Origin of the sequence: Bradyrhizobium sp. CCBAU 11357 (assembly GCF_028128865.1) — a bacterium.
Lineage (GTDB): Bacteria > Pseudomonadota > Alphaproteobacteria > Rhizobiales > Xanthobacteraceae > Bradyrhizobium.
In genome coordinates this window covers 107,537-123,170 of record NZ_LBJW01000101.1, presented here as the reverse complement: position 1 = coordinate 123,170, position 15,634 = coordinate 107,537, and the positions used below count along the sequence as shown (strand labels likewise).

Sequence of the window (15,634 nt, the reverse complement as noted above, 5' to 3'; positions counted from 1 at the left end):
GCCAACCATCGCGCATCGGCGCGCCCGTTTTCAGCGGCTGGCGCGATTCATCGGTGCGGCCACGGGGCGATCACTCTGGAGCGACCCAGCATTTCGGCAGCACGACATCATCCCTGTCGGCGACGTTTCTCCTGTCGAGCTCGTGAGGAAACGTTCTCGCAGGGGTCCGTTGAGAAACGCGATCCTTGCGCAAGAACGAGAATTCCATGATCGGCGGGACCTTGAAGCCCCTGTACTCGATGGGTTTGAAGTAATTGTTTGGATGAATGTGTACGACGTCGAAGTGCTTGGTGATCTTCTTGAAAACAGCGCCGATCAGCGTGAGACCGATCGGATTGAGAATTCTGTCCAAGGAATGGAACTCGATGATTATGATCCTGAAGCGCTTCAGGTTGTCGCAGCTCGTCTCGATGAGAACCTCGTATTCGCCGCCTTCAATGTCCATCTGGAGGATGAGATCGCCGGTCTGAGGGCCCTTCCTCGACATCCAGTTCTCTAGAGTCATGAACCTGGCGTTGTTTTCGTTTCCGAGGAATTTCTTTTCGAAATCGAGCAGGTCATTGTGGATCGCGGGTGCATCCACCGAGAAGTCAGCGAGGAAACACGGGATGCCGCGTTCGGCAAGGCCGAGCTCGAAGTCAGAGACGTTGTAGACGCCGGGCGAAAAGCAGCCGACGCATCCATCCAGATCGTCCGGAACCAGATAGCCGCCATCAGCCGATCCGCCCAATCGAATCAATTTCTTGTCCGTCACGACAGGAAAAAGGTCCCGGAAGAACTCCCTGAGTTCCTCCTCCTTTGAGGTGCCGGATATCATAAAGTCGTTATCGAGCAGGCGAGCCTTTACGTAGTCTTTCAACAAACCGATCATGCGGTTTACTCCGAGCTCGCTAACGCACCCGGGTGCAGGCTTGCTGCCAGAAGCGGCATTCCCCTAGGCTCGCTGCCTATGTACGTTGCGATCAACTCATTTGCCTGCCTTAGGACTTCAATAGATTCGATTTTTGTCATGAATATGTGCGGTGTTGTCGCTAATCGGCAGCGCTGCCGAGACTTGCCTTTTGGCTGCTAAGCCGATCTATTCCGTGTCTGGAACCCGATCAGCTTTCCGCATCGGCGAGGGGGACACCCAGAGAGGCACGAGAGCGTGAAAGAGGCAGAAGCCGGCTGAGCGCAAAAGATCGAATGACTGGCGCGGGAAGCTCGCAGCAAACGTCCGGCGTTCTCGCTGCCGGCACGCAGATGCGTCGTTCGCGCAACCGTAGCGCGTCCTTGGCGCGGCAATGGCAGAAGTGGATTAGTCGAATGAGAAGTTTTGCCGATGCATCGGAAACCGTTCGATGCTGTGATGCGACCGACGGGACCGAACTCAGGACGATGGCCGAAATTCCCATGAAGGATTCTCGTACACTCATTGCGGAAATGCAGGATGAGATCGAAAAGGTCATCGGGCCTCATCTGGAGGGTGTCGAGAAGTTTGCGCTGGTGGATTTCCCCAACCACTCAAATGTGGGCGACAGCGCCATATGGTTGGGTGAAGAGACCTATCTGCAGAAGAAGCTAGGCCGAGCACCGTCCTACGTCTGCACCTATGACACCTGGTCAAAGGAAGAGTTTGAAAGAGCCGTTCCTGCCGGACCTATCCTTATCCATGGTGGGGGAAATTTCGGCGACCTGTGGCCCAGCCATCAGGAGTTTCGGCTCAGGCTTCTGTCGGAGTTTCCGGATCGCCAGATCATCCAGTTGCCGCAAACCATACACTTCTCCTCGGCCGCAAGTCTCAAGCGCGCCGCGGAAATCATCAACTCGCATAAAAAGTTCCGGATTCTGGTCCGCGACGTGCAAAGTCTGAATATCGCGACAAAGGAATTCACGGCGCCCGTCGATCTCTGCCCGGACATGGCGTTCTGTCTGGGGGCGCAGAACTCGCCAGCGGCAATAACCAGGAAACTGTTGCTGCTGCTCCGAACCGATCACGAGAAGGTGGAGCAGAAGCGTTTTCCGCCGCTCCCAAACTTTGCAGTTGTCGAGGACTGGCTGATCGAACAGCGAGGCTTGGGAAAGTGGTTATTTGTCAAGGCGCTGCTTGAGACGGCGCTCCTCGTGCTCAAGGGCAGGACGCCGTCGGAACTCGACGTGCGCATTCGGTGGTTTCACCTTCTGGCGTCGAACCGTGTAGCCCGTGGCATGAGGCAGGTTGGATCGTCGGCCTACGTGATCACGGACCGGCTTCACACCCACATCTTTTGCGTGTTGTTGAATGTTCCGCACTCGGTCCTTGACAACAACTATGGTAAAATCAGCACGTTCGTCGACGCGTGGAGCAAGCCCTTCGAAAAGCTGCGCCGGCCATTGAGCACCAGTGTGGACGACGCCCTCGCAAACTTTCTGGACATCTGCCAGGGTAGTTCGGCCCCGCCGGATCGAGGTTGAGGGTCGAGTATCATCCACCGTTCGGGTGGCCCGCCGGATCGTGCGCGTGGACGGTCAACGTTGTGGTCGTGTTTGTGGTCTGGCCCGCATTGTTTGCGCAGGAGATTGTCAGGTTGCTCACCCCTGTTGCGGTTGGAGTGCCGCTGATCAGTCCGGTGGAACGGTCGAAGGCGAGCCCCTGCGGCAGGCCTTTGACGGAGAAGATCTTCGGCATCATGACTCCGACATCGCACTCCTTATAGATGTCGTGGCGGTAGCTGTCGCCTGCGGCTGCTGAAAGAGAGCGCGTCGTCACGTGCGGGCCGCGATTGATGGAGAATCGCAGCGGCTCCATCGTTGAGCCGTCAGGTTTGTAGCCATAAACGACGACATGAGACCGTCCGGCATTGCCCTTGCCGGCGGTGAAGTCCGCGTTGATCGTGCGGGACGCCGGATCGTACGAAATTCCTTCCGGGAATTGCGTAAACGTCGTCTGCTCCGTCATACCCGGTTCGGAGCTGTCATAGGGTACGGCCTGGACGAATTCAGTAACGCTCGCATCACCCCAGAGCGCCTTGGCGCTCGGTAGCACAATCGTGCCGTTGCCGTCGTAATCGATATTGAGATCTGCGACCGAAACCAGCGGCTTCCAATGCTTGACGCCCGTCGTCCGCCAGCCGCGGATCCAGTCGACATCGAGATAGGCGCCGGTCGCCGAGCTGGCCCACGCTGCAGCGTCGTACGCCTCGCCCGCGAACGTGTTATTGAATATGTGTGACGTCAGCAGCACAAATGAGGGCATATTCTTGGTATTCGAATCCACGCCGGCAAACTGGGATCGAAGCGCGCCATCGACGTAGAGTTGGGTGTTCCCACCGTTTCGAAAGACAAAGCTGAAGACGTGGAACGTGCCGTCCATATAGTCGAATGGTCCGGCGCTGTTGTCGGTCGAGATTGCCCCCGAGGTATGGACGATATTGCTGAAGTGCATCCCTTGGGAGTTGCATTCCAGATCCCACTCGTTGCCGGTTGGATTGAGCACGGGTGCGACCGAATAGGTCCAGAACGCGGGATGAAAGCCGCCCGGATTTGTAAGCCTGGGGCTGAACCGGGCACGGATCTCGATGATGACGGCGTTGGTGGTCGGGTAGTATGCAAACGCCCCGGCGGTATGAATCATCGCGGAGAGGTGCGGCCGCACGCCTTCGTTGATGGATCGGTCGGTCGGCGTAAGGAATGCCTGCTCGCGCGCTGTTGCCTTGCGCGCTCCGAGGCGCAGCACCGAGCCGGAGACCGACATATTGTCGAAGCCGACCGCGACGCCGCGGTTGCGGTCCTTGTAGCCTGTGGTCAGCGGGTCCGCATCAAAAGCCGTCCCGAGCGACGTGGTATTGCCGCGGATGCCTGGATGATAGGCGCCAGTCGGGAAGAACTTGCCGCGAGGGTTTGCCGGACCCACGATATCCAGAGTGTTGAATTCATCACCCCACGACAGCGTATAGCCCGCATACAACCCGCTGCCGTTCTGGCCGATGACGGCGCCGCCGACGACCTGGCTGCGTTCCTTAAACAGCGGGACGAATTGCAGGCGCTGTCGCAAACCATCGTTGCTCAGGCCAAGACAAATTACTGAGCCACCGACAACCAATGATGCGACGAACAATGCTGCAATGGTGCTGTTCATTCGACGCTTTGATGGCATCCACGCCTCTCTTGCTTGAGACCGGAGCGACTTTCGCCAGGTACATGGTCACTCGTCGGTGAGGAGCCGTTGGTTCGATCCAAGGCGTCCGAATGCGGGCGGCTTTCGGTATAGCCGCAGATTTCGCTGTGCTTACGAGACAAGAATATGAAATGGTCACCAGCATGGCAGCCGTGCCGCGTCCTTGTCAGCAGAGACAAGTTCGCGGTAATCGTTTGGAGATCACATGCAATACGGTTCCCAATCAAGGATGTCGGACTGATCAATCCATGGGCAGCAATCTCAAAATTGTGGCGATTAGTTTGGCGGGCTCCGCGCGCCGCGAGCGCGCGAGTGCAAATCTGGAGTCGCTTGAGATTCCATGGACTTTTTTTGATGCTTTGCGTGTGCCGGCCAAGGGGCTCCCGCAATATGATGAGGCGCTGGCCATCCGCTTTTGGGGCAGGGGCCTTTCACGTGCCGAGATCGGCTGCGCAGCCAGTCATATGAGTGTCATGGCGCAAGTGGCAGCTTCAGATGCCGACAATTCATGGACACTTGTGATCGAAGACGACGTCATTCTCGATGCCGGGTTCAGCTTCCGATCGCTTCCGGACATCTGCAAGGCTGCTGAGATCGGCTATCTCCGGCTGTATGGGCGACACATGGCGTCATGCAAGCACGTGGCCTGGCTGGATCAGCGGGAATTGGTGCGGTTTGAGCGTGCGCCAATGGGAACGCAAGCATATCTGATCTCCGGCCATGCCGCGCGTCGGTTCATCGACAGCGTGACAACGATTCATCGGCCGATCGACTGGGAGATGGACCGCTTCTGGGCAAATGGCCTCCACAATTATGCCTTGTTTCCTTTTCCGTGCCTTGAGCTGACGCTGACATCTTCGATCGCAAAGGCGGCGGAGTCGGTCCGCGAGCCTACTGCGTTTGACAGGGCGGCTCGGTTTGCGTGGAAATCAAAGGAATATGTTCTGCGCCTGTCGGAAAATATCCGCCTTCGACAGTCCGACAGGCGGATTCGCGTCCGCCTCGCCGGCGCAAGCAGTCTTTCCGCGCCAATGCCGGAGACAATTCGTACGATCGAAAGCATGTGATTGACGCCTTGAGGGCGCGGCACGAGATTTGACGAGGCGGGTTACGTTTGCCCCGTGGCCCGCTCAGGCGGGCTTGCGCCGGATGACACTTCCGAACTTGACGAGCGGCCTCAGGAGTTCTGCCCTGTTGAAGCGGAGCATGATCAGCTGGTACGCAAGCCAGGAAGGGCTCAAGAACAACCCTGTGAACCAGACGATATGAGAGGCGGCGGCGCGCCAATGTGTGGTCGTGGTCAGCGCAAGCCATATCCCACGGCGCAGAAGTGAACTCGACGTGTCCGCGTCCTGCCCAACATAGCGCAGTCCCAGTTTACGGGACGCGAGGCGATAGTTGACAAAGACGATCTCGTTATCGATCGGCCGTGCCGCTTGCACGTGCATGGACTTCCTGTCGCAATGTGCCTTCAGGATGTCGAACTCTGCGATGCGGAACCCGATCTGCCTGGGAAAATCCGGAAACCGCTGCGCCCGGCCCTTCGCGTCATTTCGGCTGATGTTTTTGCCATGGAGCCGATATTGCCCGAGGGTTTCCTGCACCGTGACCACGTCTCCGTAAAGAGGCGCGATCGTGTTGAGGGCGCCGTCGTATCCCACGGGCGGATTGAGCGGGATGACCTGTCGAAGAAACTCTCGGGAGTACGCATTTCCCGACATGACTGGCCAGATGTACGTTCCCGACCGGCTAAATTCTGCGTGCACATCGTCCGGCGCGTAGGATTTGGGAAACGCACAGAACGAACGCCCAAGTCGCCTGCCGGCGTCATCGATGATATCCAGATTGAACTGAACTTTCGAAACACCTTCGCGGCAGTGCGCAGCAACGTTTTCGACCGCCGTCGGCATCAGGATGTCATCCGCATCGAGGAACAGCAGTACGTCGCCTGTCGCTGCGCGATACCCAACTTCGAATGCTGCGATGTTGCCCTGATTTGCCTGAAATATGGCTCGAATCCTGTCACCATAGCCGGCAATGATCCGGCGGGAACCGTCGATCGATCCGTCGTCGACGACGACGATCTCGTCCGCCGGACGGGTCTGATTCAACGCGCTGTCGATTGCCAATCCGACATACCGTTCGTAATTGTAGACTGTTATGACGATGCTAATCTTCAACGCGTGTCGCTCACAAATTTGCAGGTGGCAAAAGAGGCTATCAATCTATGCCTTGATGAGCCAGAAGTAATTTTACGGTCCGCAAAGCATGCTTGGTGAGGCAATCGCATGAAAATCGCTCTGATCGATCCGTCACTGTTTACGTGGCCATATGATCTCAAATTAGCCAAAGGATTGAACGATATTGGGCATGCAGCCAGCATTGTCGGGCGCCAGCTTGGGCAGAAGCCTTCCGTTGATGAGGACCTGTTTCTTGACCGGCATTTTTATCCGGGTTTGCAGTCGCGCTTTTTCAAGAAACTTCCGCGCAACGTGCAGCTGGGGCTGAAGGGACTCAGTCACGCGGAATCAATGACACGGCTGATCAGGCGCTTCAGGAAGACGCCGCCAGATGTGATCCATTTTCAATGGGCACCGCTGGCGATCGTCGACAGCCAGTTCATTCCCAAGTTCAGGAGGGTCGCGCCAACGGTTCTGACCGTTCATGACTCGAATCCGTTCAATAACAATCCGAGCTCGCGGATACAGCGAATCGGCGCGTTCAAGATTCTGCATTGCTTCGACCATCTTATCGTTCATACGACCGTTGCACGTGATCGCCTGCTGCGCGTTGGTATTCCGGAAGAGAAGATTTCCGTTATCGCGCACGGATTGCTGACGGATCACATCGCCCGACCTGTCGACGAGTCCGCGGCCCCGGACGGGCGCGTTCAAATACTCTTGTTCGGCAAGATAAAGCCCTACAAGGGCGTCGACGTCATGCTTCGCGCGCTTGCATTGCTTCCCCGAGAGGTCAGGGCACGTTGCGTGGTGAAGATCGTGGGCTGGCCGGAAATGCCGATGGAGCCGCTGTTTGCGATGGTGAAGGATCTGCAGCTCGAGGACCATGTCGAATTCGACCTGCGGTTCATTCCGGAAGACGAAGTGACCTCGCTGGTCGCGCGCGCTGACATCCTGGCTTTTCCGTACCGGGATATCGACGCATCCGGTGTGCTGATGCTGGCGATCGCGGCGGGACGTCCGATCGTCGCTTCGAACCTTGGAACGTTTTCGGAATGGCTGAGCGATCGGGCGGAGGGGACGCTCGTTCCTCCAGGTGATCCCGCCGCATTGTCCCGGTCGCTCGAGCGCTTGATCAGCGACCCCGACTATCGGAACGCCAAGAGTCAAGGAATGCTGGATCTGCGCGACTCCGTGCCGACGTGGACCTCGATTGCCCGCCTGACCGAGGCCGCCTATGCGAAGGCCGGCCGGCGTGTGGGCGCGCCTGCCAGTGCCCAGGTTCTGAAGCGTTCAGGAAACTGAAGGGGTCATCTGCCAGGTGGTCTGGCGGATCGACAGGATGCCCCAGAAAAAGCCAAGTGCCCACGCGAAGTGCATCACGACGGCGGCCGGCAGTGCAAGCAGCCCGCAAATTGAGTGATGTTTTACTGCAATCATCATTGCGGTGAGGGCCAGTATCGCCAGATAGGCCGCCGGCCAGGTCAACAGCAGCGGCGCAGCCGGCGACAGCATGATGGCGCCGAGCGTCAATGCAACATGGGTGGGCACCAGGAATTGACGCAGTCGCAACGATCCTGGATGCCGTCTCACCGTTCTCGATCGACCACGCCCGTAGTTGAAGTACTGCTTCGCCAGGCTCGAAAAACTCGACCGCGGTCGATATGAAAGGCGGATGTCCGAATCCAGAAAAATCCGGCCGCCGAGTGCACGCAGCCTGCAGTCAAACTCTGCATCTTCATTGTGAGTGAAGGTTTCGTCGTAACCACCGGCCCTGCGAAAGGCATCGATGGTCATCGCGGCATGGTGCCCGTGATCGACAAAGCCGCTTTGCTTTCCGCCGCGATGTGCCGATCCGCCCGAACCGACCTTGGTGTCAGAGACCCAGGCGACGGCTTTCTGCAAGCAACCCTCGCCACGAGAGTCCATGGGGACCACGACGGAGTCCGCCTTGCGATCGTCCAGAGTCTTGAGGAGGCTCGAAACATAATCCGCTGGATATTCGCAATGGGCGTCACACCGCACCAGGACCTGCGCCGCAGCACCATAGACTTGTACGGCTAGATTGACCCCGGCACTCTGCAGCCGCTGGGGATTGCGCAACAGGTGGACGCCGCGAATCTCCTTGCCGAGCTGGCGAACAATCTCAGGCGTCCCATCGGTGCTGCCGCCATCTGCAACCACTATCGTGCGATCGTCGTCGAGACTGTCCCGCGCCAGATTGCGGACAACGGTCTCGATATGGGAAGCCTCGTTCAAAACGGGTACGACGATCAGGACGTTTCTGGACACGGTTTAGCTACCACTTGCCCTTGTTTGCTCAATCCGTTGGCAGGCGCGGGAATGGTCGTTGATGCACGCCAAAGGAGGTCCCGACGATCCGTCAAAAAAATGGCCAACTCGTGGCTGCTTCTTTTGATGCATCGGTTGCAGTGGGCTTACCGATGGCGCCTTAAAATGGGCGATCTATTCTGCGTAAATCGTGAATAGTGCGTGCCCCGATCGCGCGAAGATCGGAAGCGAAACTGATCGGAGCAATATGTGAGAGCTGTTGTTGTTGCCTTCCCTTTGTTGCTGGCGGCCTGTCATCCTGCATCGGCCGATCCGATGACGTTGGATTTTTCATGGCGCGGGGTACGCGGCTGTGTCACGCTGTTCCCAAATCCGGAGATGCGCCTGCGCAATATTCCCGCCGGTGCCACGTCGGTGACGCTCACACTTGCAGAAGGCACTCGCGAGATGGGAGGCCAGAACATTCCGGTTCCGAGCAATGGCGTCGTGCCATCGGGGACGATCCGGACATTTGGTCCTTGCAAGCCGGGTGTGTATGAATGGACCGCCCTCGTGAAATCATCGACGGGACAGGTTCTATCCGAAGCGCATCAGGCGCGTTTCTATCCCGCGGACGAGACCGCGGCGAAGCAATAATTCGCAACATCAATCCACGGATTGCACCGTTTCGGTCCTTTACAACTGCGCGTGGCAGCTTCACGCGTCTGCGCGCCGCCGTTCGATCGTACGAATGAAGCCACAATCCATCTAGATATGAATTGATGGGTTTGGAAGGTTGGAGATTAAGAACAAGTTCATGCTTCGGGACAAGGAGTCGAGTGTTGTTGGCGCGAAGGTTGATAAGGAAGCGTAACGATTTCGCGGGCCCGACAAATCTCGGCAGTGTCCCAGCTCCGATCGAAGCGCAACGCGCGGGCGCGGCGAGATGAAAAAGACCGTTCTGGTCACCGGCGGTGCCGGCTACGTCGGCTCGCATTGCTGCAAGGCGTTTGCAATGGCGGGCTGGAATGTCGTGACGCTCGACAATCTTTCCCGAGGCTGGCGCGATGCGGTGCGCTGGGGACCGTTGGTCGAGTGCGATATTCGCAATTCAGCCGGCGTTCGCGCAGCGCTGGACACCTACAAGCCGGATCTTGTCGCGCACTTTGCGGCACTGGCTTATGTCGGCGAATCCGTGGCTGATCCCGCCATCTATTACGACAATAACGCGAGAGGAACGCTTGCACTGCTGGAGGCAATGCGAGCGGCCGGCTGTTCGCGCGTGCTCTTTTCCAGCACGTGTGCCAGTTACGGAATTCCCAAGCAGACCCCGATAGACGAAACACATCCGCAGGCGCCGATCAATCCCTATGGTTGGTCCAAGATGATCAGCGAGCGCATGTTGGAGGACTTTGGCCGCGCGTACGAGATGTCGTCGGTTTCGCTGCGCTATTTCAACGCGGCGGGCTGTGATCCGGACGGAGAGATCGGCGAGCGCCACGAACCGGAAACGCATGCCATTCCGCTGGCGATCGAAGCTGTGCGCCGACCCGATCGGCCTTTCACCATTCTGGGAACGGACTTTCCGACGCCGGATGGCAGTGCAATCAGGGACTATATCCACGTCAACGACCTGGCGCAGGCGCACCTTCTCGCAGGTGACATGCTGGTGGCGCGAGGCGGTACTCACGTCTTCAATCTCGGTACAGGGGTTGGCACAAGTGTGCTCGATCTAATAAAGGCCGTGAGGCGTGTCTCCGGAAACGATCCGGTCGTCTGCCGCGGCCCACGCCGCGCGGGCGACCCGCCCACGCTCGTCGCCTCCTTTGCCAAAGCCAAGCGGGAGCTCGGTTGGAGCCCGCGGCAATCCGAGATTGATTTCATTATTGAGACTGCACTGAGGTGGAGCGATAGCAACCCGCCGGCATAATTTCGCACGAAGATGATCGATACCCCATTCGCAGGAATTGGACTGGGAAGAGGCGTGGCGCATGTCTCCGTGACGTCGGCGTCCGATGTTGCGGAAACGACATTGAACGAGGGCATGACGGTGTTCTGGCGCGCCGACCGGCCGATCGGCCATGTGCTGATGCATGAAGGCCAGATAACGGACGCCAGGATCGATCATATCGACGACACCTTCCTGTCAGCCGTCGATTCCCAAGTGCGAACCCCGACGAAAGTGAGGCTCTCGGCGAGCGTGGTGATCTGCACGCGCGACCGTCCGGACGAGCTGAGCAAATGCTTGTCGTCGCTGCCGCAGCAGACCCATCCTCCGCGAGAAATCATTGTCGTAGACAATGCATCGCGCGATCGGCGGACCCGGGATGTCGCGTTGGCCGCGGCGGCAACCTATATTCGGGAGGACCGACCCGGCCTGGACATTGCGCGCAATGCCGGCGCGCTCCAGGCGACTGGAGATATTGTCGCCTATACGGATGACGATGTGCTGCTTCACCCGCGCTGGCTGGAGCAACTGACATGTGCGTTTGACTCTCCCGAGGTCGGCGCGGTGACTGGGCTTGTGCTTCCCGCCGAGCTCGCGACCGAGGCGCAACGGCACTTCGAGACGTATTGGGGATTCGGCAAGGGCTATCGCGAACAGGATTACGACAGCGCAGCCTTCCGATCGCATCACGGCCAGGTCCTTCCCGCGTGGGACCTCGGCGCCGGAGCGAGCATGGCGTTCCGGCGTGAGGTGTTTCAGGCCGTCGGGCTCTTTGATGAGCGCCTGGACGTCGGTCAGGCCGGCTGCTCGGGCGACTCGGAGTATTGGTATCGATTGCTGGCGGGCGGCTACACGTGTCGTTACACTCCGGCGTCAGTCGCATTCCATTTTCACCGCAGGACAATGGATGGACTGGCCAGCCAGATCTATCATTACATGCGCGGTCATGCGGCCGCACTTTTGGTGCAGTATGAGCGAACCGGGATCTCGGCGAACCGGCGTCTGGCTTACTATCACAAGCCGCGTTGGTACCTCGCTCGGCTGCTCCGGAAAGCAATGGAAGGAGACAGCATTCGCGACCGCTTCCTGAAGGAGGAGGTGACCGGATATCTCGCCGGATTGCTGTTCTATCATCGCCAAAGATTTCGCAGATGACAGCCCATCCGCGTACGTCCGTCGTGATCGCCGCCCGCGACGCTGCAGGAACCCTTGCTGAAACGCTTGACAGCCTGCTCGCGCAGAGCGCCCCCTCCTGGGAGGCGCTTGTCGTGGATGACGGTTCGATCGATGCCACGGCCGAGATCGTTGCTGAATACGCGGCGCGGGATTCCCGCTTTCGGGTTCTACAGTCTGACGGAGCAGGCGCTTCCGGTGCCCGCAACAAGGGAATTGCAAGCGCGCGCGGCGAACGAATACTGTTCCTGGACAGTGACGATTGGATTGATCGATCCTTTCTTGCGCAGATGAATGCTGCGCTGGATCGCGACCCCTCGGCGGTGGCGGCCTACTGCAATTGTTGCCGGGTTATGCCTGACGGCAGTGAAACTCCCGTTCGCTGCGATCCGGCCATCCAGGACAACGCCTTCGAGCGTTTCGCTCGGACGTGTGCCACGTTCATCCATGGCGTGCTCGTCTTGAAGAGCGCGGTTGCAAAGGTCGGCGGCTTTGAGACCAGCCTCCGCACGTGCGAAGATTGGGACCTGTGGCAACGGATCGCCCGCTGCGGCGGCAGGTGGATCCATGTCGACGAGAAATTGAGCTATTACCGGACAAGCGACCGTTCACTGACGCAAGATGTCAAACGGATGCTGGCCGACGCGCGTGTGGTTATTGCACGCGGATTTTCGAGTGACGACCGCGTCAGCGAGCCGGCACCCGCACATCAAGCTGGAGCGTCAACTGCATCCGGCAGCGCCGCGGCGGCGTACGCGTATTTCGCCCTCTGGTGTGCCGGATTTGACTGCGGCCGCCAGAATGCCAGCGATCCATCGCCGGAAACGCTCAGCAACATTCCAAACACCGAGACAACGGCGGACTTCGTTGCCTCTGTTTTGCTCGATGCCGTGATGGTCGGGGCAAGAACGGTGCCCGCCAGGCTGGCGGAACGATGGCCGCAATACGGGAAGGGCGTAACCAGCCTCATTTCAGCAATGGGGCACGCATGGAGCGACCCGGCGGCAGGGCGAAAGTGTCAATACCGCTTTGAGCGAAAAGTGCTCGACTATGACGACCTTTCGGCGCCCAGGGTCCTCACGTTGACGTTCGGCACGCGCGTTGACCTTCGCCGTATCGATACGATCAGGCCGATCGGGACTGTCGATCGATTGTATGTCTATCTCTGTGACGGGCCTCGCATCCTGACGCTGCTCGATATTGGTGCCCTCGGCACTGTCAACAACCGCTTCTGGATCGCGCTGGCCGCCCATGGCCTCGTTCATTTGCAGGTCAAAGACCAGATCGGAAGGCTGGTTCGGGCAAAAATCGCACTCCACAAGCGGACAGAACGACTTCAATCCTTCATGCGAGACGGCCGAGATACTCACCGGGGGCGGCTACGCGAGTTGGCCTCGCGGGCCTCACGTGAGGCGCGGTCGCGAGCCATCTCGGGCATCTCCGCTTCGAGCAGTCCTATGCCATGTGTCAGAAGATCTCGAGACACCGCGCGCAAGAAATTTTGGGAGGGTTTCTTCGAGCAAGAGGATCCCTGGAACTACGGTTCGCCGTATGAACAGGAAAAGTATAGCCGGCAGCTCGAGCTCCTGCCTGACCGGCCAGTGGATCAAGCGCTTGAGCTTGCGTGTGCGGAGGGACATTTCACATGGCAATTGGCACCCAAGGTCAAGCGCCTCAGGGCCGCCGATATCTCGACCAAGGCGCTCGATCGCGCCCGTATTCGATGCAATGGCCATCAGAATATCGAATTCACTCAATTGGATTTGTCCGCCGATCCGCTCCCACAGGACATTGATCTGATCGTCTGCTCCGAGGTCCTTTACTACCTTAATGACGAGGCCGAATTAGAATCGGTCGCGAAGCGACTGGTGCAGGCGCTGCGTCCTGGCGGTGACCTGGTGGCGGCCCATGCCTTTGTGCTGAAGGACAACATGTCGCGAACGGGCTTCGACTGGGAGAGTCCGTATGGGGCGGAGACGATTAGGCGGATTCTCCAGGGCGTGCCCGGGCTCGCCCTGGAGACATCGATCGAGACGGAGCTGTACCGTATCGATCGGTTCAGGCGGTTACTCCCGGGCGAAGCTGCCCCTGACATACAGGTGAAATGCGCGACTATCGACGCGCCGATTGAGGTCGAGCTTGCGCGATCCATCGTGTGGGGCGGGGCCGTGGCGCGCAGGTTTGACGTCGCGCAATGCGAAAGACGAACGCACGCTCCGGTCCTGATGTATCACCGAATTGCGACAGAAGGACCAGACGAACTGGCGCGGTACCGCTTGTCTCCGGATGCGTTCGGGCAGCAGATGCTGTGGCTTCGCCGCAATGGCTACCACACGATCAATTCGGATCAGCTCGCCTGGTTCGTAGCAAGCAATCATCCGTTCGTGGGCAGGCCGGTGCTGATCACCTTCGACGATGGCTACCAGGACTTTGCCGAGTATGCATGGCCGATCTTGCAGGCAAACGATTTCTCGGCGGAGGTGTTCATTGCGACCGATTTCGTGGGAAGGCGGGCTGAATGGGATGCGCCGTTTGGAGAGCCGGCTTCGCTGCTCGATGCGGCCAGGATCGCCGGGCTTGCCGCCGAGGGCGTATCCTTTGGTAGCCATTTGGCGAGCCACCCGCGCGGCCAGGAACTTGCGACCTGGACTCTCGCCGAGGAACTGACGCGATCCCGTGCACAGTTGGAGCGATGGCTTGGGCGATCGATAACCTCGCTTGCTGCGCCTTTTGGCTCTACCAATCAGCGGCTTGGAATCCTCGCGGCCGAATGCGGCTACAAGACCGTGTTCAACACGGTCAGCCGGGCCGCAACACTGAAGGATAATCTGTTGGACCTGCCGCGAATTGAGGTCAGAGGCGATTTCACGCTGGACACATTCGCGCGCTGCCTGGAGCAGTATCAATGAGTAGCGGTGCGCTGCTGGTCAGTGTGGTTATTCCCGCCTTCAACGCCAGTGCAACGATCGATGAGACGCTTCGCAGCGTCAGATCCCAGTCGCACCGCGAGCTGGAAATCATTGTCGTGGACGACGGCTCCACAGACAACACGGTCGCAGTTGTCCAGCGGCATCTGGTTCAGGATTCTCGCGTAACAATCATAGAGCAGCGTAATGCAGGGGTGGCAGCCGCCCGGAATGCGGGCTGGCAGGCCGCGCGCGCGGACTTCGTCGCGTTCATTGATGCCGATGATCTCTGGACGCCTCGCAAGATTGAGCAACAGCTTCAAGCCTTGCTTGATGCAGGGGAGCGGACTGGTCTGGTCTACAGCTGGTATGACTGGATCGATGCCGATAGTCGCGTAAGTGCCAGGTCCGACCCCGTCTTTCATGCAGGCGAGGTGCTGGACTATCTCTGTCAGGGAAATTTCATTGGCAACGGCAGCTCGGCGCTAGTTCGCCGGGAAGCCCTCACAGCTGCAAAAGGTTTCGAGAGCGGACTCAGGGCGTCGGGGGCAGAAGGCTGCGAAGATCTGCTGTTCTATTGCCGTGTCGCGGAGGCGTACCACTTCGCGGTCGTGCCCGAGTACCAGATCGGCTACCGCTACCTTCCGAACAACATGTCAAGCAACATGCCCCGGATGTTCCGGTCGTGGATGCTGGTCGCCGATGAGATCATGGCGCGGCACCCAGAGCGCACGGCGCTCCTCGACCTGGGCTTCAGAAACTATGCGCGTTGGCTGCTTCGGAGAGCTCTGACGGGCGGTCAGTTGTGGTACTTCGTCTCAATCCTTGGACAGCTTTGCAGACGGAATCCCTTGCTCGCGCTCAGGGTCGCCGTGCACGATGTGCCGCGGGATACCGTCTTGGAAGTCCGGTGGAAATGGCGTCATCAGCGTCGCAGGGTGGTCCGACCCCCGGCTTCGTTATTTGCCATCGGCGATCCGAGTCAATCGCGATGACAGAGCACGCGAACAACACACGAAGT

General features: G+C 58.9%; 12 protein-coding genes. 8 read left to right on the top strand and 4 right to left on the bottom strand.

The window, feature by feature from the left end; genetic code table 11:
- Positions 1–70: 70 nt before the first annotated feature.
- Positions 71–871 carry an FkbM family methyltransferase gene (locus tag XI05_RS19405; RefSeq protein ID WP_271504648.1) on the bottom strand — a complete coding sequence of 267 codons (801 nt, stop codon included), beginning with the start codon at positions 869–871 and terminating at the stop codon, positions 71–73.
- Between the two features lie 434 nt (positions 872–1,305).
- Between XI05_RS19405 and XI05_RS19400 the strand changes: the two genes are divergently transcribed.
- Positions 1,306–2,433: a polysaccharide pyruvyl transferase family protein gene (locus tag XI05_RS19400; protein WP_271504645.1), complete on the top strand. Its 1,128-nt coding sequence runs from the start codon at positions 1,306–1,308 to the stop codon at positions 2,431–2,433.
- A gap of 10 nt (positions 2,434–2,443) precedes the next feature.
- On the opposite strand, the gene XI05_RS19395 is transcribed toward XI05_RS19400, so the two are convergent.
- Entirely contained in the window at positions 2,444–4,096 is a 1,653-nt protein-coding gene (locus XI05_RS19395) for a putative Ig domain-containing protein (RefSeq protein ID WP_271504643.1), read from the bottom strand.
- A gap of 287 nt (positions 4,097–4,383) precedes the next feature.
- Here XI05_RS19395 and XI05_RS19390 point away from each other — a divergent pair, with 287 nt between their 5' ends.
- Positions 4,384–5,202: a glycosyltransferase family 25 protein gene (locus tag XI05_RS19390; protein ID WP_271504640.1), complete on the top strand. Its 819-nt coding sequence runs from the start codon at positions 4,384–4,386 to the stop codon at positions 5,200–5,202.
- 63 nt (positions 5,203–5,265) lie between these two features.
- On the opposite strand, the gene XI05_RS19385 is transcribed toward XI05_RS19390, so the two are convergent.
- Positions 5,266–6,315 (bottom strand): glycosyltransferase family 2 protein, encoded by a 1,050-nt coding sequence (locus XI05_RS19385; protein WP_271504638.1) that lies wholly within the window; start codon positions 6,313–6,315, stop codon positions 5,266–5,268.
- A gap of 108 nt (positions 6,316–6,423) precedes the next feature.
- Here XI05_RS19385 and XI05_RS19380 point away from each other — a divergent pair, with 108 nt between their 5' ends.
- Complete coding sequence (locus XI05_RS19380) at positions 6,424–7,620, top strand: glycosyltransferase (RefSeq protein WP_271504635.1); 1,197 nt, start codon at positions 6,424–6,426, stop codon at positions 7,618–7,620.
- Here XI05_RS19380 and XI05_RS19375 read toward each other — a convergent pair.
- Positions 7,609–8,607: a glycosyltransferase family 2 protein gene (locus XI05_RS19375; RefSeq protein ID WP_271504633.1), complete on the bottom strand. Its 999-nt coding sequence runs from the start codon at positions 8,605–8,607 to the stop codon at positions 7,609–7,611. The genes XI05_RS19380 and XI05_RS19375 overlap by 12 nt on opposite strands.
- 249 nt (positions 8,608–8,856) lie before the next feature.
- Here XI05_RS19375 and XI05_RS19370 point away from each other — a divergent pair, with 249 nt between their 5' ends.
- From XI05_RS19370 to XI05_RS19350, 5 genes are all read left to right on the top strand, one after another.
- Positions 8,857–9,243, top strand: a complete 387-nt coding sequence (locus XI05_RS19370; protein ID WP_271504630.1) for a hypothetical protein — start codon at positions 8,857–8,859, stop codon at positions 9,241–9,243.
- A gap of 289 nt (positions 9,244–9,532) precedes the next feature.
- The gene (gene galE, locus XI05_RS19365; protein WP_271504627.1) at positions 9,533–10,516 is read left to right on the top strand and encodes a UDP-glucose 4-epimerase GalE; all 984 of its coding nucleotides are present in this window, start codon (positions 9,533–9,535) and stop codon (positions 10,514–10,516) included.
- A gap of 54 nt (positions 10,517–10,570) precedes the next feature.
- Complete coding sequence (locus XI05_RS19360; protein ID WP_271504624.1) at positions 10,571–11,689, top strand: glycosyltransferase family 2 protein; 1,119 nt, start codon at positions 10,571–10,573, stop codon at positions 11,687–11,689.
- The gene (locus XI05_RS19355) at positions 11,686–14,616 is read left to right on the top strand and encodes a trifunctional glycosyltransferase/class I SAM-dependent methyltransferase/polysaccharide deacetylase (RefSeq protein ID WP_271504621.1); all 2,931 of its coding nucleotides are present in this window, start codon (positions 11,686–11,688) and stop codon (positions 14,614–14,616) included. The genes XI05_RS19360 and XI05_RS19355 overlap by 4 nt, the downstream gene beginning before the upstream one ends.
- Positions 14,613–15,608 (top strand): glycosyltransferase family 2 protein, encoded by a 996-nt coding sequence (locus XI05_RS19350; protein ID WP_271504618.1) that lies wholly within the window; start codon positions 14,613–14,615, stop codon positions 15,606–15,608. The genes XI05_RS19355 and XI05_RS19350 overlap by 4 nt, the downstream gene beginning before the upstream one ends.
- The last annotated feature ends 26 nt before the right edge of the window (positions 15,609–15,634 follow it).